This window comes from Leifsonia sp. 71-9, assembly GCF_001898805.1.
Taxonomy (GTDB): domain Bacteria; phylum Actinomycetota; class Actinomycetes; order Actinomycetales; family Microbacteriaceae; genus Leifsonia.
Genome location: NZ_MKVJ01000017.1, coordinates 315,246 through 338,432, shown reverse-complemented (window position 1 = coordinate 338,432; position 23,187 = coordinate 315,246). Strand labels below are relative to the sequence as shown.

General features: G+C 71.1%; 19 protein-coding genes. 10 read left to right on the top strand and 9 right to left on the bottom strand.

All coding sequences use genetic code 11. The features are described 5' to 3' along the window. Positions 1-60: 60 nt before the first annotated feature. Complete coding sequence (locus BGO91_RS11340) at positions 61-987, top strand: aldose 1-epimerase family protein (RefSeq protein WP_290472865.1); 927 nt, start codon at positions 61-63, stop codon at positions 985-987. Between the two features lie 294 nt (positions 988-1,281). Here the strand turns inward: BGO91_RS11340 and BGO91_RS11335 are convergent, their stop codons facing one another. Continuing rightward, positions 1,282-1,992, bottom strand: a complete 711-nt coding sequence (locus BGO91_RS11335; protein ID WP_290472864.1) for a TetR/AcrR family transcriptional regulator — start codon at positions 1,990-1,992, stop codon at positions 1,282-1,284. Between the two features lie 51 nt (positions 1,993-2,043). Between BGO91_RS11335 and BGO91_RS11330 the strand changes: the two genes are divergently transcribed. Then, entirely contained in the window at positions 2,044-3,543 is a 1,500-nt protein-coding gene (locus BGO91_RS11330) for an MFS transporter (protein ID WP_366925296.1), read from the top strand. 9 nt (positions 3,544-3,552) lie between these two features. On the opposite strand, the gene BGO91_RS11325 is transcribed toward BGO91_RS11330, so the two are convergent. From BGO91_RS11325 to BGO91_RS11315, 3 genes are all read right to left on the bottom strand, one after another. Next, positions 3,553-4,893, bottom strand: a complete 1,341-nt coding sequence (locus BGO91_RS11325) for an alpha/beta fold hydrolase (protein ID WP_290472863.1) — start codon at positions 4,891-4,893, stop codon at positions 3,553-3,555. 232 nt (positions 4,894-5,125) lie between these two features. Continuing rightward, the gene (locus BGO91_RS11320; protein ID WP_290472862.1) at positions 5,126-6,505 is read right to left on the bottom strand and encodes an NAD(P)/FAD-dependent oxidoreductase; all 1,380 of its coding nucleotides are present in this window, start codon (positions 6,503-6,505) and stop codon (positions 5,126-5,128) included. Positions 6,506-6,611: 106 nt separating this feature from the next. Next, positions 6,612-8,975, bottom strand: coding sequence for an FUSC family protein (locus BGO91_RS11315; RefSeq protein WP_290472861.1), 2,364 nt, complete (start codon positions 8,973-8,975; stop codon positions 6,612-6,614). A gap of 175 nt (positions 8,976-9,150) precedes the next feature. Here BGO91_RS11315 and BGO91_RS11310 point away from each other — a divergent pair, with 175 nt between their 5' ends. The 5 genes from BGO91_RS11310 (at position 9,151) to BGO91_RS11290 (ending at position 14,434) form a co-directional block, all read left to right on the top strand. Continuing rightward, entirely contained in the window at positions 9,151-11,841 is a 2,691-nt protein-coding gene (locus BGO91_RS11310) for a lamin tail domain-containing protein (protein WP_290472860.1), read from the top strand. Between the two features lie 297 nt (positions 11,842-12,138). After that, positions 12,139-13,059: a hypothetical protein gene (locus tag BGO91_RS11305; RefSeq protein ID WP_290472859.1), complete on the top strand. Its 921-nt coding sequence runs from the start codon at positions 12,139-12,141 to the stop codon at positions 13,057-13,059. A gap of 4 nt (positions 13,060-13,063) precedes the next feature. After that, a complete protein-coding gene (locus tag BGO91_RS11300) occupies positions 13,064-13,474 on the top strand; it encodes a hypothetical protein (protein WP_290472858.1) in 411 nt (136 codons plus the stop codon). A gap of 98 nt (positions 13,475-13,572) precedes the next feature. Beyond that, positions 13,573-13,965: an SRPBCC family protein gene (locus BGO91_RS11295; RefSeq protein ID WP_290472857.1), complete on the top strand. Its 393-nt coding sequence runs from the start codon at positions 13,573-13,575 to the stop codon at positions 13,963-13,965. A 91-nt stretch (positions 13,966-14,056) separates the two neighbouring features. Further along, positions 14,057-14,434 carry a VOC family protein gene (locus BGO91_RS11290; protein WP_290472856.1) on the top strand — a complete coding sequence of 126 codons (378 nt, stop codon included), beginning with the start codon at positions 14,057-14,059 and terminating at the stop codon, positions 14,432-14,434. Positions 14,435-14,458: 24 nt separating this feature from the next. Here BGO91_RS11290 and BGO91_RS11285 read toward each other — a convergent pair whose 3' ends face one another. From BGO91_RS11285 to BGO91_RS11265, 5 genes are all read right to left on the bottom strand, one after another. Continuing rightward, complete coding sequence (locus BGO91_RS11285) at positions 14,459-14,803, bottom strand: carboxymuconolactone decarboxylase family protein (protein ID WP_290472855.1); 345 nt, start codon at positions 14,801-14,803, stop codon at positions 14,459-14,461. Positions 14,804-14,911: 108 nt separating this feature from the next. Then, positions 14,912-17,026, bottom strand: coding sequence for a glycoside hydrolase family 2 protein (locus BGO91_RS11280; RefSeq protein WP_290472854.1), 2,115 nt, complete (start codon positions 17,024-17,026; stop codon positions 14,912-14,914). A gap of 2 nt (positions 17,027-17,028) precedes the next feature. Continuing rightward, positions 17,029-17,967 carry a carbohydrate ABC transporter permease gene (locus BGO91_RS11275; RefSeq protein ID WP_290472853.1) on the bottom strand — a complete coding sequence of 313 codons (939 nt, stop codon included), beginning with the start codon at positions 17,965-17,967 and terminating at the stop codon, positions 17,029-17,031. A 4-nt stretch (positions 17,968-17,971) separates the two neighbouring features. Next, positions 17,972-18,886 (bottom strand): carbohydrate ABC transporter permease, encoded by a 915-nt coding sequence (locus tag BGO91_RS11270; RefSeq protein WP_290472852.1) that lies wholly within the window; start codon positions 18,884-18,886, stop codon positions 17,972-17,974. 13 nt (positions 18,887-18,899) lie between these two features. Beyond that, the gene (locus BGO91_RS11265) at positions 18,900-20,264 is read right to left on the bottom strand and encodes an extracellular solute-binding protein (RefSeq protein ID WP_290472851.1); all 1,365 of its coding nucleotides are present in this window, start codon (positions 20,262-20,264) and stop codon (positions 18,900-18,902) included. Between the two features lie 80 nt (positions 20,265-20,344). Here BGO91_RS11265 and BGO91_RS11260 point away from each other — a divergent pair, with 80 nt between their 5' ends. The 3 genes from BGO91_RS11260 (at position 20,345) to BGO91_RS11250 (ending at position 23,148) form a co-directional block, all read left to right on the top strand. Further along, on the top strand, positions 20,345-21,361 hold the full coding sequence (locus tag BGO91_RS11260) for a LacI family DNA-binding transcriptional regulator (protein WP_290472850.1): 1,017 nt from the start codon (positions 20,345-20,347) through the stop codon (positions 21,359-21,361). Between the two features lie 126 nt (positions 21,362-21,487). Beyond that, the gene (locus BGO91_RS11255; RefSeq protein ID WP_290472849.1) at positions 21,488-23,032 is read left to right on the top strand and encodes a ricin-type beta-trefoil lectin domain protein; all 1,545 of its coding nucleotides are present in this window, start codon (positions 21,488-21,490) and stop codon (positions 23,030-23,032) included. Next, positions 23,005-23,148, top strand: coding sequence for a ricin-type beta-trefoil lectin domain protein (locus BGO91_RS11250; protein ID WP_290472848.1), 144 nt, complete (start codon positions 23,005-23,007; stop codon positions 23,146-23,148). The genes BGO91_RS11255 and BGO91_RS11250 overlap by 28 nt, the downstream gene beginning before the upstream one ends. Positions 23,149-23,187: the final 39 nt, after the last annotated feature.

Below are 23,187 nucleotides of genomic sequence, written 5' to 3'. Positions count from 1 at the left end.
TGTCGGCCAGGGAGGGTGCCGGTTTTGTGCGCGATCGGGTGCGAACGCCACAATGGGCGGATGACCACTCCGATCTCCGGCACCCACTTCGGCCTGAGCGCCGGCGATTACCACGCCACCATCGCCTCCGTCGGCGCGTCGCTGCGCACCCTCGAGCACAAGGGCCGCGCGCTCGTCGTGCCGTTCGACGCGGACGAGGTGCGCCCGGCGTTCCGCGGCGCCACACTCGCCCCGTGGCCGAACCGGGTGGTCGACGGCCGTTACACCTTCGAGGGCGTCGAGCAGCAGCTCCCCCTCACCGAGCCGGAGCGGGGCCACGCCCTGCACGGCCTCGCCGCGTGGCTCGACTTCACCCCGGTGGATCGCGGCAGCGACAGCGTGACCTTCGCCGCCACCATCGAGGCGCAGGCCGGCTACCCGCACCGCGTGGAGGTCTCGGTCGCCTTCAGCCTCGACGAGGGCGGTCTCCGCACCGTCGTCACCGCCACCAACACCGGTCCGACGGCGGCCCCGTGGGGCACCGGCCCGCACCCGTATCTCGTCGCCGGCGAGGGCCGCGTGGACGACTGGACGCTCTCCCTCCCCGCCGACACGGTGCTGACGGTCGACGCGGAGCGGCTCATCCCCTCCGGCCTCGCGAGCGTCGAGACCGAGGGCGACGGCGTCTTCGACTTCCGCACCCCGCGCGTCATCGGCGACACCTTCATCGACCACGCCTTCACCGGCCTGGCGCGGGATGCGGACGGCACCACGACGGTCGCCCTCCGCACCGCCGACGGCTCCGGCGTCGAGATGGTCTGGGACGACGCCTGCCCGTGGGTCCAGATCCACACCGCCGACCAGCCCGACCCCGCCCTGAACCGCCTGGGCCTCGCCGTCGAGCCGATGACCTGCCCGCCCGACGCGTTCAACTCGCGCACCGACCTGATCGTGCTGCAGCCCGGCGAGTCGTCGAGCGCGTCGTGGACGATCCGGGCGCTGGGGTAGGCGGAGTTCAGCGCCGCGGGGGCTCGTCCCGCGGCGGACTCTGCGAGCGCGTCGCTGCCGGGAAACCTCGGCGAGCGAGAAGTAGGAAAACGACGACGATCGCTGCGATGATCGCAGCGATGCCGCCGACGATGCCCACGATGATGGCGGCGTGAACGACGTCCATCAGTTCTGCCTCCCCGCAGACCGGAGTTCGACGCCCGTGATCTCTCGCATCGTTCGCCTTTCCGACACCGACCGCCATCAGCCGGGTCTGAAATTCAGCGTTTCACATTCGGTGCGGCAAAGCCAGGGTCACGCCCCGGCGAGATTCCCCAGAATCAGCCCGAGCGTGAAGTCGAAGCGCTCGTGCTCGGTGCCCGCGGTGAGCTCGGTCGCGTAGCGGCGGATGTGCGGGAAGCGGTCCTCGGGGAGCGCCGCGAAGCGGGCGATCAGGTCACTGCGGTCGTCGGCGTCGAGGCGGCGGTCCACGGTGCCGGAGCCGGTGCCGGCGACCGCGAGGTCCATCGCGTAGGCGCCGACGTAGAGGAAGAGCGCGTCGATGGTCCACGTCGCCACCTGCGGGGCGATGCCGCCGGCGATCAGGATAGCGAGCATCCCCTCGTTGACGCGCAGCACGTCGAGGTCGGTCACGTCCATCGCCAGGGCGGCGCGGGAGATGCCCGGGTAGGCGAGGTACTGGTCGCGGAGCTGCACGCAGACGTCGGCGATCTGCTCGCGCCAGGCGGCGGGGACGGGCTCCGGGAGGTCGATCCGGCTGCAGAGGCGCCCGATGACGAGCTCGTCGAGGTCGGCCTTGTTGACCACGTGCGCGTACAGGGAGGCCGGGCCGGTCTCGAGCCGCGCGGCGACGCTGCGCATGGTCAGGGCGTCGTAGCCCTGGGCGGCGACGATCTCGAGCGCGGCGTCAGTGATCCGCTCCACCGTGATGGGCGCCTTGCGGGCGGCGTTCGGGGTGTCGCTGGTGGCGTGCCGGGCCGCACGACGCTGCTGAGGGGAGGCCATTGCCCTATCCTAGCTTGACTCGAACAGTGTTCGGAGAGTAGAACAGTGTTTGTGAACAACGAACAGCGTTCGACTCCGTCTCTCCGCGGCTCGTGGATGGCCCTCGCCGGCCTCTCCGCGATCTTCCTCTTCGAGATGCTCGACAACTCCATCCTGAACGTCGCCCTGCCCACGATCGGCCGCGAGCTGCACTCCTCGACGACCGCGCTGCAGTGGGTGACCGGCAGCTACGCGGTGGTCTTCGGCGGCCTGATGCTCCTGTTCGGCGCGATCGCCGACCGGTTCGGGCGTCGCCGGGTGATGCTCATCGGCCTGGTGCTCCTCGCCATCGCGAGCCTGGCGACGGCCTTCGTCACGACGGCGGAGCAGCTGATCGCCGTGCGCGCCGTGATGGGCATCGCCGCCGCGATGACCACGCCCGGATCGATGGCGCTCGCCTTCCGACTGTTCGACCAGGAGAGCCTGCGAGTCCGCGCGATCACGCTCATCTCGACGGTCGGCCTGGTGGGCCTCGCGATCGGCCCGACCGTCGGCGGTCTCGTGCTGGCCGTCGCCCCGTGGCAGGTGCTGCTGCTGATCAACGTGCCGATCGCGGTGCTCGCGATCATCGGCATCCGGGCCGGCATCGCCGCGGACGACCCCGCCGAGCTGCACCGCGACCCGCTCGACATCCCGGGCGCGCTGCTGGCCACCGCGACGATCGTCTTCGCCCTGGTCGCGCCGACGATGTTCGTCGACGACGGCGCCGGATCGTGGATGCCGTGGGCGATGACGGCGGCGGCCATCGTCGCGGCGGCGCTGTTCGTCCTGCGGGAGCGCTCCGCCCGGCATCCCCTCCTCGACCTCGGCCTCCTCGCGCGCCCGCTCGTCTCCAGCGGTCTGGCGTTCAAGGCGGCGGCCGGCCTCGCGACCGCGGGCCTGAGCTACCTCGTGACCCTGCAGCTCCAGCTCGCGTGGGGCTGGCCTCCGGCGCTGGCCGCGCTCGGGATGCTGCCCCAGGTTGTCGTGCTCCTCGCGCTCGGCCCGTTCGTGAACCCGTTCGTCGAGCGCGTCGGCATCCGGCGCGCGGCGTGGATGAGCGCCGCGGCCGTCGTCGCCGGGCTCGCCGTCTACGCGGTCTTCAACAGCCTCGGCTACGTCTTCGTCGCGATCGCCCTCGCGCTCGTCGCCGCGGGACTCCGGATGATCGGCGTCGTCGCCGCGATCAACGTGCTGAGCGGCCTGCCGAAGAACCGCACCACGATCGGCGCGGCACTCACCGACACCACGACGGAGGTCGCGAACGGCGTCGGCATCGCGGTCGCCGGCACCATCCTCGCCGCCCTGTTCACCGGGAGCATCACCGCCTCCGGCTGGACCGGCCGGCAGGTCGCGGAGTTCCAGGGGGCCGCCACCCTCGGCGGACTCGTCCTCACCGCGATCGCCGCCGCGTTCGTCGTGTTCGGCTTCGTCCGCTCGCATCGCGCGGGCGACACCGAGGAGGGCTCCACGGAGGACGCCGTGACGGACACCGCGGCCGCGGACCGAGCCGCCGCAGACCCCGCCGTGTAGCCCGCGCCGCTACTTCCCGACGGCACCCAGCTCGCCGAGGGCCCGGGTGTCGATCGGCGTGCCGGTGTCGACGGCCTTCATCAGCAGGAGGGTCGCCTCCGCCGCGAGGCGGGCCCCCTCCGGCCCGTTCGCCCCGGTGAGCCCCGGCACCGGCCCGATCAGGCGCCCGGCGTCGATCATGCCGAGGTGGGCGACGCCGTCGAGCGTGACCCGGGCGCCGTTGCGATCTGCGAGCAGGCTGCTCAGCGCCCGCTCGTAGTCCGGGTTCGCGGGCATGTCCCCCGCCACGACGGCGAGCAGCGGCTGGGCGAGCCGGGTGCCCGCGGGCGAGCGCGGCATCCCGTCGATGTCGACGACCCCCGTGATGCGGCGGTCCAGCCGGGCGGCTTCGATCGCCGCCGCCCCGCCCGCGGAGTGCCCCGCGGCGATGATCCTCGTCCGGTCGGCAGCCGCCAGCTCGGGGGCGTCGGAGGCCGATCCCTCCAGCGTGTCGATGACCGCGCGGATGTCGGCGGCCCGGATTCCCGCCCACTGGTCGGCGAGGGCCTGGTCGGCCGCGTCGTCGCCCGTGGTCCGCAGGTCGTCGTACGCGATGGAACCGTCGGCGAGCTCGGTCGCCGCGGCGTCGTACGGATGGTCGAGCGCGATCACGACGATGCCGTTGCTCGCGAGCTCCTCCGCCCAGGAGGTGAAGAACCAGCGGGTGCTGTTGAACCCCGGCGAGGCGATGACCACGGGGAAGGAGCCGTCCGCGGGCGACGCCTTCTCGGTCGCCGTGCTCCGCGCGCGGTTCAGGCTGTCGAAGAGGAGCGGCGGCATCCCGTACTGCTGCGCCAGCGCACCGGTGAGCGCTGCCGCGGACGCAGCGTTCGGGAGGTACGCCGAGCCCGGGCCGGAGTGGGCGGCCGGGTACCAGACGGTGACGGGAAGGGAGCGCACCTGTCCGGGCGCGGTCCCGCCGTGCGCATCCCGGGAGGGATCCGTCCACACGTGGGTGGCGACGCCCACCGCGTGCGGCCCGCTCGGCGTCGGCACCGACATCGGCGGGAGGGCCCACGCGGCGCCGGCGGTCCCGGCCACGCCGAGCGCCACGAGGGTCGCGCCCGCGACCGCGAGCCGGGGCGTCCTCCCGGAGCGCGACCACAACACGACGCCGGCCACCACGACGGCGGCCACCGCCTCGACGATCAGCTGCGGCCGCGCACCCTCCAGCACGAACGCGACGACGAGCAGCAGGAGCGCCGCCGATCCGACCACGAGGACGGGGAGCGCGCGGCGCCGGCGGGTGGCGACGCCCACGATCAGGGCGGCGAGCAGCAGGGCGGCGACGGAGACGTCGATCCAGGGCACGGGTGAGCTCCTCCGGTAGGTGGGTGATGAGCCCAACGTAGGTTCCGGGAGGAGGCGGCCACGTCGGCCGCGAGGCGCGACCGGGTCATCCCACCGGATGATCCGCGCTCCGCGCACCGCGCACACCCTCCCGAAGCGACGGAACGGGCCGGCTCACCGAGCCGGCCCGTTCGTCTCTCCGCACGGAGAAGGTGCGTGCGGCCATCCACGACTGGCCGCACGCCGTCTGGGGTCAGGAGGCCGAAGCGGCTCCTGCAGGTGCGAGCGACGCGATGATCGCGTCCGCCGTCTCGTGCCCGACGCGGATCGCGCCGTCCACGTGCTGGTAGCCGCGACCGGCCATGTCGCTGCACGAGAAGTGCACCGGGCCGACCGGCGCACGCAGGTCGGAGCCGTAGCGGGCCAGGCCGCCCATGTCGAAGCTGGCGGCGTAGGCGCCGCGCGTCCACTCCTCGCTGCCCCAGTCGCTCTCGTAGTAGACGACGGGGCTCAGGGCCTTCTCGCCGTAGTAGTGCGACAGGGACTCGAGGATGCGCGCCTTGCGCTCCTCGGGCGACTGACGGAAGACGTCGTCCGCCGCCTCGTCCGAGACGAAGCCGACGAGCGTGCCCCGCGGGTCGCCGTGGTAGCTGTTGTCGTACGCCTCGTGCACGAGCTCGTACGGGCTGAAGGCCGTGCCGGAGAGGCCGTCCTCGCGCCAGAACGGCGTCTCGTAGACGGCGTGCACCTTGATCACGAAGCCCATCGACAGGTGCTGGTGCATCTGCTGCTGGCGGCGCGGGAGCGGCGGCTCGTACGAGATGCGGCTGATCAGCACCGGCGGGACGGCGAGGATGACGCGGCGGGCGCGCACCTCCACGCCGTCGGCGATCGCGGTGACGCCCTCGTCGCTCCAGCGCAGCGTGCGCACCGGTGCGTTCAGGAAGACGTCGTCGCCGAGGCGCTCGGCGAGCAGGATCGGAACCTGCTGCAGGCCGCCCTTGACGCGCTTGTCCAGGATGAAGTCGGCGTCGACGAGGTGCGAGAAGCTGCCGGCGCTCGCGGCCATCAGCAGCGCCTGCAGCGCGGAGAAGGCGTGGGCGGGCTTGGTGAGCATGGCGCCGGCGATGAACATGCCGATGTTGCGCCGCGCCTCCTCGTCCTCAGTCTGCGTCTCCAGCCAGCGGCGGAACGAGATCTCGTCGAGCTCCTTGGCCTGCGGGTGGTCCCACGGCCGGTCGGGGTCGATCTCGGCGACGAGCGCGTCGAGCCGGTCGATGAGGCTCACGATCTCGCGCTCGGTGGTCGGCGCGACCGGGAAGATCTCGCCCTCGAAGGTGCGGCGCTCGCCGCCCTCGCCGAGGTAGACGTTGATGCCCTCGCGGTAGCGGGAGTAGGTCTCCAGGCCCAGCTCCGCCAGCGTGTCGATGAGGGCGTCCTGGTCCGGCGACACCCACTGCCCGCCGATCTCGAGGGTCGCCCCGTCGATGTCGTCCGTCCACAGCCGGCCGCCGACGCGGTCGCGCGCCTCCAGGACGGCGACGGTCAGGCCCGCCTTCTTCAGGTCGGTCGCGGCCGTCAGGCCGGACGCACCAGCGCCGATGATGACGACGTCACGTTCGATGCTGCTCATGGCTATCACTCCTCGATCAGGTCACGGCGATGCTAGGCGGGGCGACCAGCCCGTCGACTGTACGGGCTGTCGAAACGCGGGAGGGTGCATCGACAGTCTGGCACTGTCAGGCCCGTTCCGACGCCCGGCGCGGAGTGTCGTCGCGCAGCACGCGGGCTTGCGGCACGATCGCGCTCTGCAGGCGACGGACGACCTCCAGGTAGTCCGCGGTCCAGATGACGCGCACCGCGGTGCCCATCGCGTCGGCGGATCCCGACTCGAGGTCGTCGGCCACCGCGTCCGCGAGGCGCGCGGGTGCGGACGGATCCTTCGGCGCCGGCTGCGGGAGGGGCTCCCGCGCGGCCAGCTGCGTCGCCAGCTCGCCGTACCAGCGTTCGAGGCGCGCGACCGATGCATCGAGCACCCGGCCCGCCTCGGCCGTGCCGCCGCCGGCGACCTCCTGCCCGTCCCAGAGCTCCAGGATGGCGTCGCCCGCGAGCCGCACACCGGCGACCCCCGTGACCGACGCCGACACCTCGGCGAGCGGCCGGCGCTTGGTGCCGCGCTCGGCGAGGTAGGTGCGGAACGCGTCGTCGAGGCGACGCGAGGCGGCCGCCGCGCGCAGCGACTGCACCCGGGTGGTCTCGCGCTCGTCCCGGCGCGCTCCCTCCCCGACCCCCGCGTCGACCACGGTGCGCAGATACCGCAGCCCCTCGCGGTAGGCGTCGGCGAGGGCGCTGCGGAGGGATGCGGAGGCGCCGCGCGGCCAGAACAGCAGGCCGACGACCAGGCTGACCGCGCAGCCCAGCGCGACGTCCTCGATGCGGCTGAGCCCCACGACCCAGCCCGTCGGCGCGATGATGTTGAAGAGGAGCACGATCACGATCGTGAAGGCCGCCTGCCCCGCCGCGAACGAGATCGCCGCCGGCGCGACCCCCGCGATCAGGATCGCGACCGGCAGCACGATCCAGAGCACGACCGGGTTGCCGCCGATCACGAACAGGGCGCCGGCGCCGACGATCACGCCCACGACCGTCCCGAGCACACCTCGCAGCGCGGTCTGGCCGGTGCTCAGCGCGTTCGAGCGGAGCACCGAGAGCGTGCCGAGCACCACCCAGAACGCGTGCTCCACCCCGGTCAGCTTGGCCAGCAGCACCGCCAGGCCGAGTCCGATCGCACCGCGGATGCTGTTGCGCAGCCAGACCGAGTTCCACCCGACGAAACCGCTGGCTCGCTCGGCCGCGGCGACCACGGGTCCGCGCAGGTCGCCGGGCTGGCGGCCGAGCATCCGCTGCCACCACGTGCGCCGCTCCGCGCGGGCCGTGAGCGAGATGTTGCCCGCCACCGTCGCGACCGCGTAGGCCAGCTCCTGGGCCCGGAATCCCGGGTCGAGCGCGGTGATCATCCAGCCGCCGTCACCGGCCTCGTCGCCGCGCTCGCCCCCGCCCTGGCCTGCCGTGTCGCTGCGCCGGGTCGGCGGATGGGTCAGCATCGCCGCCTCCACCTGCGCCCGTGCGCCGGCGAGCCGCCGGAGGGCATCCTCCAGTGCCGCCGGGTCGCCCGCGTGCTCCGCCAGCACGATCGCGCTCTCGTCGAGCACGTCGGCCGCGGCGTTCTTCACCGTCCACGCGGCCTCGTGGATGGGCTCGGGCACGCCCGACGGCGCCTGGCCGAGCCGGTCGAACTGCGCGATGACCGCGTTCAGCCAGGTGAGCTCGTCCACCAGGCGGACGATCGTCCGGGCCGGGGTGCTGAGCCCCGTCGGGCGGTACGGCGTCGCGAGGAAGGTCGCGTGCAGCGAGGCGACGGCGTCATCCCCCACCGCCCGCGTGCGGTCGCGCTCCGCCAGCAGGTCCGGATCGTCGCCGCTCAGCAGGTAGGCCGTCTCGGCCCGCAACCGGGCGGCGAGGGCGCGGCAGGCGTCGGCGGCCGGCCCGCGCAGCGGCTCCCGGGTCGGCGCCGGCCACAGCACCGTGATCGCCACGATGCTGACGACCGCCGCGATCCCCCACCCGAGCAGTCGCGGGCCCAGGGTCGCGATCGTGCCGGGCACCATGACCGGGAGGATGAACGCCAGCAGCAGGGACGTGCCGGCCGATGCGGTCACCGAGCTCACCGACCCCGCGAACAGCACCACGAGGGCGACCACCGCCATCGCGGCGGCGGACAGCCACGCCGGATCCGACGCGATCGTGCCCAAACACACGAGCACCGCGCCCGCCACGGCGAGCGCCACCTGCGCCTGCACCCGCTCGCGCAGCGGGCCGCCGAAGTCGACGAACAGCAGCATCGCGAACGTGCCGAACGCCCCGAACAGCGCGACATCCGGACTCCCGAGCACCCGCCCGCCCAGGAGGAACAGCAGCGGCATGACGATCGCCGCCCGGCCCGCGCGGCGCAGCGCGTTGAACCCCGGGTCATGCCGGCGCAGCCAGGCCGCGAGGCGCGCGCCCGCTCCCCGCTCCCGCCGACCCGCCTCGCCCTCTGTCACGTGGGAAGGGTATCGCCGCGCGGACGTTGGGAAAACCTCCCGCGAGAGGTGAGTTGTTGCGGGTGGAGCCGCCGCGTCACCCGCAACAACTCACCTCTCGCGAATCACGGGCGTTCTCTCTCCGTTCACCGGTGCTTTGCCTTTCGTACTGCGCGCGTCGATAGCGTCCGGTCCCATGAGACCTCACCTCTCCCGTGCCGTCGCGGCCCTCGCCGCGACCGCCGTCGCCGGCGCTCTCGCCATCGCGATCCCTGCCGCGGCGAGCGCCGCCGACGCCCCTTCCGTCCGCATCACCGAGTGGATGTACAACCCGCTGACCGGTGCGGGCGAGTTCTTCGAGATCACCAACCTCGGGTCGGCTCCCGTGAGCCTCGCCGGCTGGTCGTTCGACGACGACAGCCGCACGCCCGGCACGGTGCCGCTGGACAGCCTCGGCACGCTGGCGGTGGGCCAGTCCGCCGTCGTCACCGAGCTGTCGGATGCGGCGTTCCGCAGCGAGTGGGGCCTCGGCGCCGACGTGAAGGTCCTGGCGGACAACACCACCGGGCTGGGCCGGGCCGACGAGATCAACATCTTCGACGGGTCCGACCCGGTCGCGAACCTCGTCGACCGGCTGACTTACAACGACCAGGGCACCGGCACCGTGAAGGGTCCGCGCACCCAGGGCGTCGCCGGCATCCCGAAGACCGCTGCCGCGCTCGGTGCGAACGACGCGTCGCAGTGGCAGCTCGCCGCGACCGGGGACGCGGAGGGTTCCTGGACGTCCACGGCCGGCAACATCGGCTCGCCGGGGAAGAGCCGCTTCGCCCCGGCCGACGGAGGCACGACCCCCGACTGGGCGAGCATCCGCATCAACGAGGTCTCGTCCGACAACGGCGCCACCCCGGTCGGCGACGCGATCGAGCTCGCCAACACCGGCTCCACCGACGTGAGCATCGCGGGTTGGCTGCAGATCGACAGCGGCGCGGCGAGCGCGGCGACCACGTTCTCGGCGAAGCTGGCCGACGGCACCGCGACGACGGTCGTCCCGGCCCACGGCTACGTGTACTTCTCCTCCACCAAGGGCCTCGGCAGCGGCGGCGACAGTGTGAAGCTGTACCTTCCGGACGGCGCGAACGGCACCGCCGGCACGCTCGTCGACTCGGTCGACTACACGGCCGGCGAGGCGGGCACCGACGAGGGCAACAACTTCGGCGCGGGCGCGTTCGCGCGCTGCCCGGACGGCACCGGCGCCTTCGTCTCCGTGAAGGACAAGAGCTTCGGCGCCTCCAACGCCGACGCGTGCAAGAACCCGCTGACAAACCCCGCCGACGGCGGCACCGGCGGCACCCCCACCCTCGACTGCCAGCCCGAGGCGCCCTCGGGCACCGGCACCCTTCCCGGCACCGCCCTGACCCCGGCCGCGTGGCCGGGCAGCGCCGACGTCACCGTCTCGGACAAGCAGTGCGCGTGGACGACGACGACCGGTCCCGAGGGCCGCGACGTCAGCGGGCTCGTCTTCGACCCGACGAACGCGAACGTGCTCTACAGCGTCAAGAACAAGAGCTGGGTGTTCCGGATGGTGAAGCAGGACGGCCTGTGGGTCGCCGACACGACGAACGGCTGGGGCGCGGGCAAGCAGATCTTCTTCCCGGGCAGCACCGACACCGCGACCAACCAGCCCGACTCCGAAGGTCTGACGGTCGGCCCCGACGGCGCGCTCTACGTCACCACCGAGCGCAACAACGCCGCCAACACCATCCCGCTCAACTCCATCCTGCGCATCGACCCGACCCAGCCGGGAACACAGCTCGTCGCGACGCAGCAGTGGAACCTGACGGCCGAGTTCCCGGAGCTGCACGCGGGCAGCAAGACCGAGGCGAACCTCGGCTTCGAGGGCGTCACCTTCGTGCCCGACCGCTACCTGACGGCCAACGGCTTCGTCGACCAGTCGACCGGGAAGACCTACCGGCCCGCCGACTACCCGAAGCACGGCACCGGGCTCTACTTCGCCGCCCTCGAGAACGACGGCAAGCTCTACGCCTACGCGCTCAACTCCGACAGCACCTTCCACCGCGTCGCCGTGGCCGACACGGGCATGGGACACGTCATGGATGCGGCGTTCGACGCCGACACGCAGCGCATCTGGGCCCTGTGCGACAACACCTGCGGCGTCGTCTCGACGGTGCTCAAGGTGAGCTCCACCGGCGCCGTCGTCCCCGACGTCGCCTACAGCAAGCCGGCCGGCCTGCCGGTCGACAACCTGGAGGGCTTCGCCCTGGCGCCGAGCTCGACCTGCGTCGGCGGCACCAAGGAGGCCGTCTGGGCCGACGACGGCGTCTACGGCACCGGTCCCGGCAGCGCGACCGAGGGCCACGCGCTCTACAGCGGCCGCGTCTCCTGCGACCTCAAGCTCGGCGAGCAGGGCGTGCCGCCGGTGAACACCCCGGCGCCCGCACTGACGCTCTCCGTCGGCGCCGGGACGGTCGGCGACCGGATCACCGTCACGGCTGCGCACCTCACGCCCGGCACCGCGGTCAGCTTCGTGTTCAACTCGACACCGGTCCTCCTGGGCAGCGCGACGGCCGGCCCGGACGGGACGCTGAGCTTCACCTTCGCCGTCCCGAACGTCGCTGCGGGCGCCCACACCATCACGGCGTCGATCGGCGGGACCGTGGTCGCCTCGGCCCCCTTCACGATCGTCGCCGCAGCGACCGACGTGACCGCCGTCGCGGCCACCGGCGGCACGGGCGCCTCCACGCTCGCCTCCACCGGTTCCGACCTCAGCGGGTCGGCGATCATCGCGGCGCTGGCCCTGCTGCTCGCGGGCGCCGGGATGCTGCTCCGTCGCCGCACGCGCACGGCGGCGGCCGGCGACCGAGGCTGAGCGCGCGCCACTGCACGCACGGAACGGCCCCTGCTCTCCGGAGCGGGGGCCGTTCCCTTGCGCGCCCACCCGTGCGGCACGGGGGCTACTGATGCTGGGGTGTTCGGAGGCTGAAGTTTCCGACTATGTGTACGTAATCCCGGCATGAGCTGTAGCCGGTAGCGGGCGCTCTCTCTACGCTTTGGGCACCGGTCCAACGGACCGGACACAGGGATCGCATGAAGCTGTCGGCAGTCGCTCGACGGGGCCGTCGGCGATCGAGCGACTTCTGTTCAAAGGTGAACAAGGAGGCCGACTATGCGCAGGCATCTGAAGACCTTGACCCTCCTGGTCGGGGCGTTCGCGGTAGGCGGGATGCTCACGGCTTTTGCACCGGTCGACACATCGGAGTCGAGCATCTCGGCTGCTATCGCCGCCATCCGACAGGTGGCACCAGAAACGCTCGCCGGGGTGGCGGGGTCGTCGTCATCCCCGACGACGTCCGTGGCATCGTACGTGGACGGGGTGGCTATGACCGTGCCCGTCGACGCCCAGGACGGCGTCCAGATCGGCGACGAGGAAGGTCGGCTGCGAATCGCTCTTCCTTTCGCGGAGCAGGCCAGTGAGGCGCTGAATTCCGCGATTCCCGGCGTAGTGGTGTTCGACAATCACAACGGGTCCGCCACGGTTCCGGTCATCGGCGATGATGGAGGCGTGCGGATCAACACCGTCATCGAGGACGCATCGGCCCCGCACTCCTACACGTACTCGATCGAGCTGAACGGCGGCACGAATCTGAGAGTGAACGCCGATGGGTCGGTGACCGCTGCCAACTCCGACAGTTCATTCGTTGCGGAGATCGCCGCGCCATGGGCAAGAGATTCGCGAGGGAACACGATCCCCACGCACTACGAGGCGTCGGGCAGCACGTTGACTCAGGTTGTCGATTTCGACGCCGGATCCGCCTTCCCCGTCGTCGCCGACCCCTCAGTCGTCACGACGACATACACGTACTCGCGGGCGGACGTCGAGCGGATGTGGAACACCTACCAGACGATGGGCGCGATCTGTAACCTCATCCCCGGACTCAACTACATGACCACTCTCTTGTGCCCAGGAGGTGCGCGGCTTCGCGACGCTGTCAGCAGCGCCCATTACCAACAGAAGCGCGTCAAGGCGACCTTCTACAACTGCGGCTTCACCTACTGCAACTACTACGAGTACGCGGTCGTGAGCTGACCCCATGCGAGTCCGCAACGGTGCGACCAAAGCGATCCTGATCCTGATCGGGTACGCGCTGGCGGTCCTCGCAGGCATCGCCGTCGAGCCCATCGCGCGGGCCGGGTGGGGTGTCGTCGCGAGCAGCGCGATCATCCTGGTCATGGTGCTGGTTCTCACGCGGATGTTTCGTGGCGAGAACGAGTCCGACGCCCCACGAACGTGGTGGCGCGTGACGGCCGATGCACCGGCCGGTTTCGTCCTCTCGGCCTGGTTCTTCGTGCAGACGATCGGTTCCCTGTCCGTCCTGGCAGAGCAGCCGCCCCTGGCTGTGTGGGCGAGTGCTCTCGTGTCCCTGGTGATCGCTGCCGCGTATCTGCACTGCGCGATCCGTCTCACCGCGAACAGGCGACGAGCGGCGCCGGCACGCCTCTAGCCAGCATCAGCCGGCCGTTGCCCCCACCCACCGCGACACCCGCGAGCGCCCCGCGTCAACGCCTCCCGGTACCCGATTTCCGGTCGTAGCGTCACGGCATGCCCACTTACACCGCGACCCGTCCGCTCGACGGAGACGCCGACGAGTACTTCGACTACATCGCCGACCCGGAGAACCTGCCCGCCTACTTCCCGCGCATGACGGAGGCCCACGAGCTTCCCGACGGCAAGGTGGAGACCACCGCCCACGTCGATGCCGACCAGGACGGCACCGACGAGACCGTCACCTCCGAGGCCGAGTTCGACGTGGACCGCGCGGCCCGCGAGGTGACCTGGTCGGCTCCCGGCCCGCACGACTACCACGGGTCGCTCAAACTGACCGACGACGGCGTCGAGCTCACCATCCACACCACCTCGGAGTTCCCGGGGATGCAGGAGGCGCTCGACGGCTCGCTTGCGGCGATCGCGGAGAACCTGCAGAAGAAGGCGTGAGCGGATTGCGGACGCTTTCCGACCGGAATCGGACCTAGCGTCGGGAGCGGGTCCCGACTCGGGGGCCCACGATGAGAAGGACTCCGACCCCATGGATCTTGCCGCCACCCGCATCTTCACCGACGACGTCGACGCGCTCGTCACGTTCTACGAGCAGGTGACCGGCCTGTCCGCGAACCGCATCCACCCGCTCTTCGCCGAGTTGGTCACGCTCTCCGGCAAGCTGGCGATCGCGAGCACGCAGACCACCGCCGCGATGGGCGACAGCGGGATGCGCGCCGGCGCGAACCACTCGGTGTGCCTCGACTTCCGCGTGGACGATGTGGATGCCACCTTCGAGACCCTGCGCGACGGCGGCACCCGCATCGTGCAGGCGCCCGCCGACATGCCGTGGGGCAACCGGTCGCTCCTCGTCGCGGACCCGGACGGCAACCTCGTCAACTTCTTCGCGCCGCTCGGCGCGCGCTGAAAGCGCGCCGGGCACCCGCTCCGGTCAGTGCGAGTGCTCCGCCTCGCCGAACTTGAACGCGAGGCGACCGTGGGCGAAGCCGCCGCCGGCGCGGATGGCGGTCGCGACCCAGGCGGCCTCCGCCAGCTCCTCCTCGGTCGCGCCCGCGGCGACGGCGCGCTTCGAGTGCGCGTCGATGCAGTAGACGCACTGCGTGGTGATCCCGACCGCGACGGCGATGAGCTCGCGGAACTTCAGCGGGACGGCACGGCCCTCGGAGGCGAACACGGCCTCGTCGAAGTCGACGAACGCCTTCAGGATGTCCGGCGTCTCCTTCTTGTAGACCCGGGTGTACGTCTTGTCGGCTTCGCGGTCGAAATAGTCGCTCATGCCTCGGACGCTAGCGGAGACGCGGCCGGCGAGCCCGCCGGGATTGCGGTTCATGACGGCGGCCACGGCGAGTGGTGGGGCGTGCGCGACTCGGCACGCCCCACCCCCTCACTCCGCGGTCCGCGCTCCCCGCCGGTTCGGCTCCTCGACGGGGGCCGCGTCGAGGAACGCGCGACCCACCGTCGCGCCGCTCGGATCGGTCAGCCAGAGCAGGAGGCGCCCGGTGCCCTCGTGCGCCGGGACGGTGATCCGCAGCTCCCCCGAGAGCTCGAAGGGGGCGACCTCCACCTCGGTGCTCGACGCGTCGGGCCGCAGCTGCGCGGCCGATGCCGAGGCTCCGTCCACCGGCGCTCCGGCCGACAGCCAGGCGGCGTGCAGCTGTGTGCGCAGCGCGTCGGTGCCGTGGTGCGACACGTGCGCGACCAGGTCGAGCGGCGAGGCCGACGGCTCGATGTCCGCACCGGCGCGGAGCGGGACGAGGTCGAGCACGATCACCGTGTCGGCGTTGACGTCGGCCGGGATGCAGCCGCCCCAGTCCTTCGCGCGACGATCGGTGGTGAGGAGCCCCGCGGCCTCGTGCTCGACGTCGGCGAACTCGGTGTACACGTAGCCGGCGAAGCGGTCGTGGCGGCGCAGCTCCTGCGTCTCCCAGCGGAGGTGCCAGGCCCGCTCCAGGCTGGTGAAGCCCTCGCCGTACTCGCTGTTGACGATGGGGACCCCGGTGCGCGGGAAGTCGTCCGACGCGTAGAAGGACTTGTCGACGATGAAGTCCGGTCCGAGCCGCACCGGGAACGCCTCCTGCGAGCCGTCGGCCATCGCGGCCACGGCATCCCGCCACCGGGCGATGTCCGGCTCGTAGTAGTGCCAGTCGACGAGGTCGGAGCGCACGTGCGACCAGCCCGAGTTCTCGACGATCGGCCGGGTGTCGTCGAGCGCCCGCAGCAGGTCGTAGGCGCGCTCGGCGGCCGTGGCACGGGAGGTGCTGCCCGGGATGTCCCAGTCCAGCCCCCACTCCTCGTTGTAGAGGCCCCAGATCACGATCGACGGGTGGTTGCCGTCGCGCTCGACCATCGCGGGAAGCTGCGCCTCGAACGCGGCGGCGGCCTCCTCGGAGAACCGGCTGGGGCATGCGGGCTCGGCCCAGACGAGCATCCCGGTGCGGTCCGCCTCGTGCAGCCAGAGCGGCTCCTCGAACTTCAGGTGCTTGCGCACCAGGGTGTAGCCGAGCTCGCGGGCGAGCGCGACGTCCTTCACCAGGGCGGCGGCATCCGGCGCGGTCAGACCCGTCTCGGGCCAGTAGCCCTGGTCGAGCACGCCGCGCATGAAGAAGCGCTCCCCGTTGAGGAACAGCTGCTCGCCGCGCGTCTCGATGCGGCGCAGCCCGGTCGTCGCGACGACGGTGTCGATGCCGTCATCGTCCCCCTCATCGCCGACGCGCACCTCCACGCGGTACAGCTCGGGATGCGCGGGCGACCACAGCCGGGGCTCCGCCAGGTCGATCCGACCGGCGGCGCGGCCGGAGGCGTCCGCGTGCAGCTCGACGGACTCGCCCGTCTCGAGCACCCGGGCGTGCACGACGGCGCCGGCCGCGGAGTCGCCGGCGGTCTCGACGACCAGGTCGATGCCGGTCAGGCTGTCTCCCCGCAGAGTGACGGTACGGGCGTAGGTGCGTCCGCGTGCCTCCAGCCAGACCGTCTGCCAGATGCCGGAGGTCGGCGTGAACGAGACGCCGTCGTAGTCGTCGCGCGGGATGGAGCGCTGCTTGCCGTGCGCGATGGCGCGCTTGTCGGCCGGGGCGTCGACCTCCACGGAGAGCTCCGACGGGATGCCCGGCACCAGGAACGCGGTCACGTCGAACTCGAACGACTCGTAGCCGCCGGTGTGCTCGCCGACGAGGCTGCCGTCGATGCGGACGACGGCGTGATGGTGCACGGCGCCGAAGCTCAGCACGACGCGCGAGCCGGTCCAGTCCGCTGGCACGGTGACGCTGCGACGGTAGACGGCGCGCTCGAGCCAGGTGCGCTGCACGCCCGACGCGGCCGTCTCCCACGCGAACGGCACGAGGATGCTGCCCGGCGCGTCGGCGCCGTCGAAGTCCCAGCGGCCGTTGAGGTTCAGCCAGCGCTGCGAGCGGTCGAGGTCGGGCCTCGGGTACTCGGGGCGGGGCTGATCCGACGTCGCCGGGGGCGCGGTGACGAGGGAATCGGTCGGGGAGAGTGTCATGTTCAGCCTTTCACGCTGCCGGCGAGGATGCCGTTGATGAAGTGACGCTGGAGCACGATGAAGAGCACCAGCAGAGGGATCAGGGCGAGGGAGCTCGCGGCGAGCAGTTCGCCGGTGACCGTGGCGTAGTCGGCGCCGATCCGGTTGCCGGTGATGTTCTGCGCGAGCGTGGAGAGCACGACCTGCAGGGTGGCCATGCGGTCGGAGCTCGCCGCGACCACCGGCCAGACGAAGTCGTTGTAGATGTTCATGATGGTCAGCACGGCGAGCCCGGCCAGTCCGGGCCGGATGACCGGGACGACCACGCGCCAGAAGATCCCGAACTCGCCGCAGCCGTCGACGCGGGCCGCGTCGAGCAGCTCGTCGGGCACGGCGCTGATGACCTGCCGCATCCAGAAGATCGCGAAGGCGTCGACCGAGCCCGGCAGGATGAGCGCCTGGTACGTGTTCACCCAGCCGAACGTCTTCATCTCCAGCAGCAGCGGGATGATCAGCACGATCGTCGGGAGCATGAGGGTGATGAGCACCGCGCCGAAGATGAGGTTCTTGCCGATGAAGTCGTACTTCGCGAACGCGTAGGCGGCCAGTGGGGCGAAGAAGAGCGTGATCGCACCCTTGACCACCAGCACGATCGCCGTGTTGAGGAACCCGTGCGCGATCGGCACGTCGTGGAACATCGCCGTGAAGTTGTCCAGGGTGAACGATCCCGGGTCGAAGCCGAGCGGGTCGCGGATGATGTCGTTGGCCGGTTTGAAGGCCGACACGATCGCCCAGACCACCGGCGCGAGGAAGGCGACCATCAGGACGAGCAGGAAGGCCTGCGTGCCGATCCGTGGGCGGGTGCGCCGCTTCCGCGGTGCCGGCGGGATCCGGTCGGCGGGCGACGGCGCGGCCGGTGCGGCGCCGGACGGGCCGTCGAGGACGGTGGGGGTCGTCGTCATGGCGTCAGTCCTTCGCTCGGAGCATGCGGACGAAGAACAGCGACAGGATCATCACGAGGATGACGAGCAGGAACGAGTTCGCCGCCCCCGTGCCGAGGTCCGCCCGGGTGATGTGGTTGTAGAGGTAGTACCCGGCCGTGGTGGTCGAGTTGTACGGGCCGCCCTGCGTCACGACGAACGGCTCCGCGAACATCTGGAACACCGCCAGGGTCTGCAGCACGACCGCGAACATGATCGTGCGGCGCAGCAGCGGCACGGTGATGCTCCACAGCTGCCGGATGGGCGAGGCGCCGTCGAGGTCCGCCGCCTCGTACATCGAGCGGTCGATGGACTGCAGCCCCGACAGCAGGATGATCACGATGAACCCGGTGGTCTTCCAGAGGAACAGCAGGGCGAGCGTCGGCTTGGCCCACGCGCTCGTCGTGAGCCAGCCGACGTCCGGGATGCCGACCAGGCCGAGGAGCGCGTTCACCGCTCCGTGGTCCTGGTCGAACAGCACGACCCAGATCTGCGCCACCGCCACGAGCGGGGTGACGAAGGGGACGATGAACGCGACCCGGTACATCCCGCGCAGCCGCAGCTTCGCCGAGTCGAGCAGCACGGCGACGATCACCGCGAGCACGATCTGGATCGGCACGATCAGCAGCCAGAGCACCGCCGAGTTGCCGAGCGAGCTCCAGAAGGCGGGGCTCCCGAGCAGATACGTGTAGTTGTCCCAGCCCACCCACTCCGCGGCGCCGGCCCCGTGCCAGTTCGTGAAGCTCAGTCGCGCCGTGAAGATCAGCGGATAGACGCTGAAGGCGAGGAAGATCGCCACGAACGGGAGCACGAAGAGGTAGGGCGCGATGCGCCGTCGCATCCGGGTGCCGCCGCGGCGGGCGCGCGGCCGGGCCGCGGAGGGGAGGACTGTCGTCGTCATGGTGTCGTGGTGCTCACTGCCGGTCGATGAGGTTGGTCTGGATGGACGAGCCGGCGTCCTTGATCACCTGGTCGGGGGTGAGGTCGCCGTCGTACATCTTCTGCAGGTCGGTGCCGAGGTAGTCGGTCGACGCGTTCCACCAGGACGGGATGGCCGTTCCGGCGGGGATCTGCTTGCCGGCCTCGGTGGCGACCTTCCAGAGGTCCTGGTCGCCGAGCGCGGGCACGGGCTTGAACAGCGGCTTCGACGGATCGGCCGCGGGCAGGTAGGCCGGGATGGACGTGTTCAGCCCCTCCGGGTAGGTGCTGCTCGGGCCCCACACCGCCGAGTAGCCGGCCTCGTCGTACATCAGGAACTTGTAGAACAGCCACGCCAGCTGGGAGTTCTTGCCGTCCTTGGGCAGCACGAACGATGATCCGCCCATCGCGCCACTGCGTGCGCCGCCGTCCTTCCAGGCGGGCAGCTCCATCGCGCGCCAGTCGCCGCCGGTGTCCTTGAGCAGCTGCTGCGGCGCGAAGCTGAACCAGATGGCCCACGGGTAGAAGACCTCGTTGCCGGCCTCCATCTCGGCGATGTCGCTCTGGCCGAGGTACTCGGCGCGGGTGCCGAGCCCCTCCTTCTGCACGGTGTCGAGGTAGGTGAGGATCTGCTTGTACTCCGGGCTGTCGAGCCGCAGCTTTCCCTTCGCGTCCGCGAGGGACGTGCCGAGCTGGCTGGCGAACATCTCCAGCTGCAGCTGCCCGAGGAACCCGCCCTGCTCGAGGTGGATGGGGTGCGAGCCCGGCTTGGCCTTCTGGTAGGCGCGGGCCGCGGCGAGCAGGTCGTCGTACGTCTTGATGGTCGACGCGTCGATGCCGACCGACTCCAGTGCCTTCGCGTTGTAGTAGAGGAGGCCGGGGTTGAGGTCGTACGGCACCCCGTAGATCCCGCCGTCGACCGTGTTCGCGTCGACCTTCTGCGGGGCGATGTCCTTCAGGTAGGGCTTCAGCACGTCGCTGAGGTCCCAGAGGTGGTCGGCGTAGCCGCTGACCATCGCGTCGTCGAGGAACACGCCGTCGGGCACGTCGGTTCCGGTGATGAGCGTGTTCTGGAGCTTGGCGTTGATGTCGACGGCCTCGTGGTGGACCGTGATCTTCGGGTACTTCTTGTTGAAGTCCGCGATGACGCCGTCGAAGACCTTGTACAGGTCGCCGGACCGGTCCCAGATCGTGATCTCGCCCTCGGGCTGATCGCTGGTCGGCGCCTGCAGCCGGTCGGACGCCGTGGCGGAGCCGCCGCTGCCGATGTCCGGGCCGCAGGCGGTCAGGGTCAATGCGGTCGCGACGAGCGCGCCGGCGACGGCCAGGCCGCGCGCTCGCCGTTTCGGGTGGTGGTTCATGGGGACACTCCCTCGTGTTTTGCCAACGTATGCAAACTGTAACGCTCGTTTGCGTACGTTGCAAACGCTACGATGAATCCATGCCAGCAACGCTCCGTGACGTCGCCCAGCTCGCCCAGGTCTCCGTGAGGACCGTCTCGAACGTGGTGAGCGATTACGAGCACGTCAGCGAGCAGATGCGGGCCCGCGTCCTCGCCGCCATCGAGGAGCTCGACTACCGCCCGAATCCGGTCGCTCGCACACTGCGCACCGGACGCACCGGGATGCTCGCGCTCGTCGTCCCCGAGATCGACGTCCCGTACTTCAGCGAGCTGGCGAGGGACATCATCGACGCCGCGGCGGAGGTCGGCTACCGCGTGATGATCGACCAGACCGGCCACGACCACGAGCGCGAGCGGCAGCTGCTGCTCGGCGACGACCGCACGATGCTGTTCGACGGTCTGCTCTTCAGCCCGCTCGTCACGCAGGCGGAGCTGCTCGACATGCACGGCGCCACCCGCATGCCGCTGGTACTGCTCGGCGAGCACGACTTCGACGGCCGCTACGACCACGTCGCGATCGACAACGTGCAGGCGGCGAAGGATGCCGTCGCGCACCTGGTCGCGACCGGCCGCAGCCGCATCGCCGCCATCGGCTCGCAGCCCGCCGAGGAGTACGCCACTCCCCTGCAGCGCGCATCCGGGTACGCCGACGCCCTGGTGGAGGCGGGCCTCCCGTACGAGCCGGACCTCGTGCGGACCGCCGCCCACTACAGCCGCCCCGACGGCTACGCGGCGGCACAGGCGCTCCTCGAGCTCGACCAGCGGCCCGACGCAATCTTCTGCTTCTCCGATCTGCTCGCGATCGGCGCCATGCGCGCGGTGTTCGACGCCGGCCTGCGCGTCCCTGAGGATGTCGCCGTCATCGGCATCGACGACGTGGAGGAGGGGCGATTCGCCCGCCCCTCCCTGAGCACCGTCTCCCTCGACACCCCCTTCATCGCGCGCGAAGCCGTGCGCCGGATCGTCGCCCGGATCGACGAGCCGGAGCTGCCCGCGGAAGAGGTCGTCGCCCCGCACCGCCTGGTCGTGCGCGAGAGCACCACGTCCGCCGGCTGAGACCGGCCGGCACGTCCCGAGCGCACCTCGGTCCTCCATTTCGCCTCTTGCAACGATGGCAAATGCCTGCCAGGGTCGTTTGCAACGTCCGCAAAGCCGCGGACGCCTCACCAGAGAGGACTCTTCATGGAACGCATCATGCGTCGAGGGCGACGGCTGTCGCTGCTCGCCGTCACGGCCCTCGCGGCCGCGACGGTGCTCACGCTCGCGCCGACGGCGGCACCGCCGGCCGAGGCGGCACAACCGGGATCCGTGCTCTACTCGCCGAACCTCGCGACGTTCCCCAACGGGACCGCCGGCTATCCGCGCGCCATCGCGCTCGAGCACGACGGCACCCCGGCCGACACCGTGCTCGCCACCTTCGCCAAGGGCGGTCACAACGCCCCGGGCACCCTGCCGATCTACCGCAGCACGAACGGCGGCGGGAGCTGGTCGCAGATCTCGACGATCAGCTCCAACACGCCGGGCTGGGACATCGAGGCGCCCACGCTCTTCGAGGTGCCGCGCACCATCCCCGGGCTGAACGCGGGCGACATCCTCGCCGCGGGCACCGCCTGGCACGTCGGCGACTACACCGCCCAGAAGGTGGAGGTGTTCAAGAGCACGAACGGCGGCGCGAGCTGGCAGTTCCTCTCGAACTGCACCCAGACCTCCGGGCTGCCGAACTCCTGGGGCCACGGCATCTGGGAGCCCTCGTTCGTGGTGGCGAACAACAACACCCTGGCGTGCTTCATCTCGGACGAGCGTCCGGCGGACAGCGCCACGAACAACCAGAAGATCGGCCATTACACGTCGACCAACGGCGGGGCGAGCTGGAGCTCGACGATGACCGACGACGTCGTCTTCCCGGCCGACAACCTGGCGCGACCGGGCATGCAGACCTTCGCGAAGCTCCCCGACGGCCGATTCGTCATGAGCTACGAGCTGTGCCGCGACGCGACGAACGCCGACCACGCCTGCGAGGTCTACATCAAGTTCAGCTCGGACGGCCTCGGCTGGGGCGCCGCGGGCGACAAGGGCACGCTGGTGCACACGTCCGACGACCGCCAGTTGCTTCACACCCCGTACATCTCCTGGGCGGCGGGAGGCGGACCGAACGGCACCCTTTTGCTCTCCGGCCAGCGGGTGGTCGCGGGCCCGACCGGCAACAAGACCGTGCTCGCCGAGTCGGGCACCGTCCTGTTCGCGAACACGCAGCTCGGCGCGGGCGACTGGACGGAGGCGGCCACCCCGGTGACCGTCTCCCCCACCGGCGGCTACGCCTCCGGCGTCCCGTCGTGCCCCGGCTACTCGACGCCCGCCATCCCACTGAGCAACGGCACGTCGTACCTGTACTTCGCCGCCACCTGGCTCGGCCAGGGCAACCAGTGCGAGTTGCGGTTCGGCGTCGGCACCCTCCCCGGTCCGACCGGGGCGATCACCGGCCCCGGCGGGAAGTGCCTCGACGTCGACACCAACACCGCTGCCAACGGCAACCGCGCCCAGCTCTGGACGTGCGGCGTCGCCTCCGGGCAGGACTGGGCGGTCTCGCCCGACGGCACGCTGCGCGCGTTCGGCAAGTGCCTCGACGTGGACGCGCAGGGCACCGCCAACTTCACCAAGGTGCAGCTGTGGGAGTGCAACGGCTCTGGCGCCCAAAGTGGGTGCACCAGGCCAACGGCTCCCTCCTGAATCCGCAGTCGGGCCGCTGCCTGGACGACCCCCAGGGCGTCACCACCGACGGGACGAAGCTGCAGATCTACGACTGCAACGGCCTCTGGACCCAGCAGTGGTCCCTCCCGGCCTGATCTGACCGTGGAGGCGGCCGCCCCGGATTCCGGGGTGGC

Excerpts from the sequence above, each read along its gene's own strand:
- BGO91_RS11280 (WP_290472854.1), bottom strand. The coding sequence starts at position 17,026 with ATGACACTCTCCCCGACCGATTCCCTCGTCACCGCGCCCCCGGCGACG.
- BGO91_RS11335 (WP_290472864.1), bottom strand. The coding sequence starts at position 1,992 with ATGGCCTCCCCTCAGCAGCGTCGTGCGGCCCGGCACGCCACCAGCGAC.
- BGO91_RS11290 (WP_290472856.1), top strand. The coding sequence starts at position 14,057 with ATGGATCTTGCCGCCACCCGCATCTTCACCGACGACGTCGACGCGCTC.
- BGO91_RS11275 (WP_290472853.1), bottom strand. The coding sequence starts at position 17,967 with ATGACGACGACCCCCACCGTCCTCGACGGCCCGTCCGGCGCCGCACCG.
- BGO91_RS11320 (WP_290472862.1), bottom strand. The coding sequence starts at position 6,505 with ATGAGCAGCATCGAACGTGACGTCGTCATCATCGGCGCTGGTGCGTCC.
- BGO91_RS11285 (WP_290472855.1), bottom strand. The coding sequence starts at position 14,803 with ATGAGCGACTATTTCGACCGCGAAGCCGACAAGACGTACACCCGGGTC.
- BGO91_RS11310 (WP_290472860.1), top strand. The coding sequence starts at position 9,151 with ATGAGACCTCACCTCTCCCGTGCCGTCGCGGCCCTCGCCGCGACCGCC.
- BGO91_RS11295 (WP_290472857.1), top strand. The coding sequence starts at position 13,573 with ATGCCCACTTACACCGCGACCCGTCCGCTCGACGGAGACGCCGACGAG.
- BGO91_RS11300 (WP_290472858.1), top strand. The coding sequence starts at position 13,064 with ATGCGAGTCCGCAACGGTGCGACCAAAGCGATCCTGATCCTGATCGGG.
- BGO91_RS11340 (WP_290472865.1), top strand. The coding sequence starts at position 61 with ATGACCACTCCGATCTCCGGCACCCACTTCGGCCTGAGCGCCGGCGAT.
- BGO91_RS11305 (WP_290472859.1), top strand. The coding sequence starts at position 12,139 with ATGCGCAGGCATCTGAAGACCTTGACCCTCCTGGTCGGGGCGTTCGCG.
- BGO91_RS11270 (WP_290472852.1), bottom strand. The coding sequence starts at position 18,886 with ATGACGACGACAGTCCTCCCCTCCGCGGCCCGGCCGCGCGCCCGCCGC.
- BGO91_RS11260 (WP_290472850.1), top strand. The coding sequence starts at position 20,345 with ATGCCAGCAACGCTCCGTGACGTCGCCCAGCTCGCCCAGGTCTCCGTG.
- BGO91_RS11265 (WP_290472851.1), bottom strand. The coding sequence starts at position 20,264 with ATGAACCACCACCCGAAACGGCGAGCGCGCGGCCTGGCCGTCGCCGGC.
- BGO91_RS11255 (WP_290472849.1), top strand. The coding sequence starts at position 21,488 with ATGGAACGCATCATGCGTCGAGGGCGACGGCTGTCGCTGCTCGCCGTC.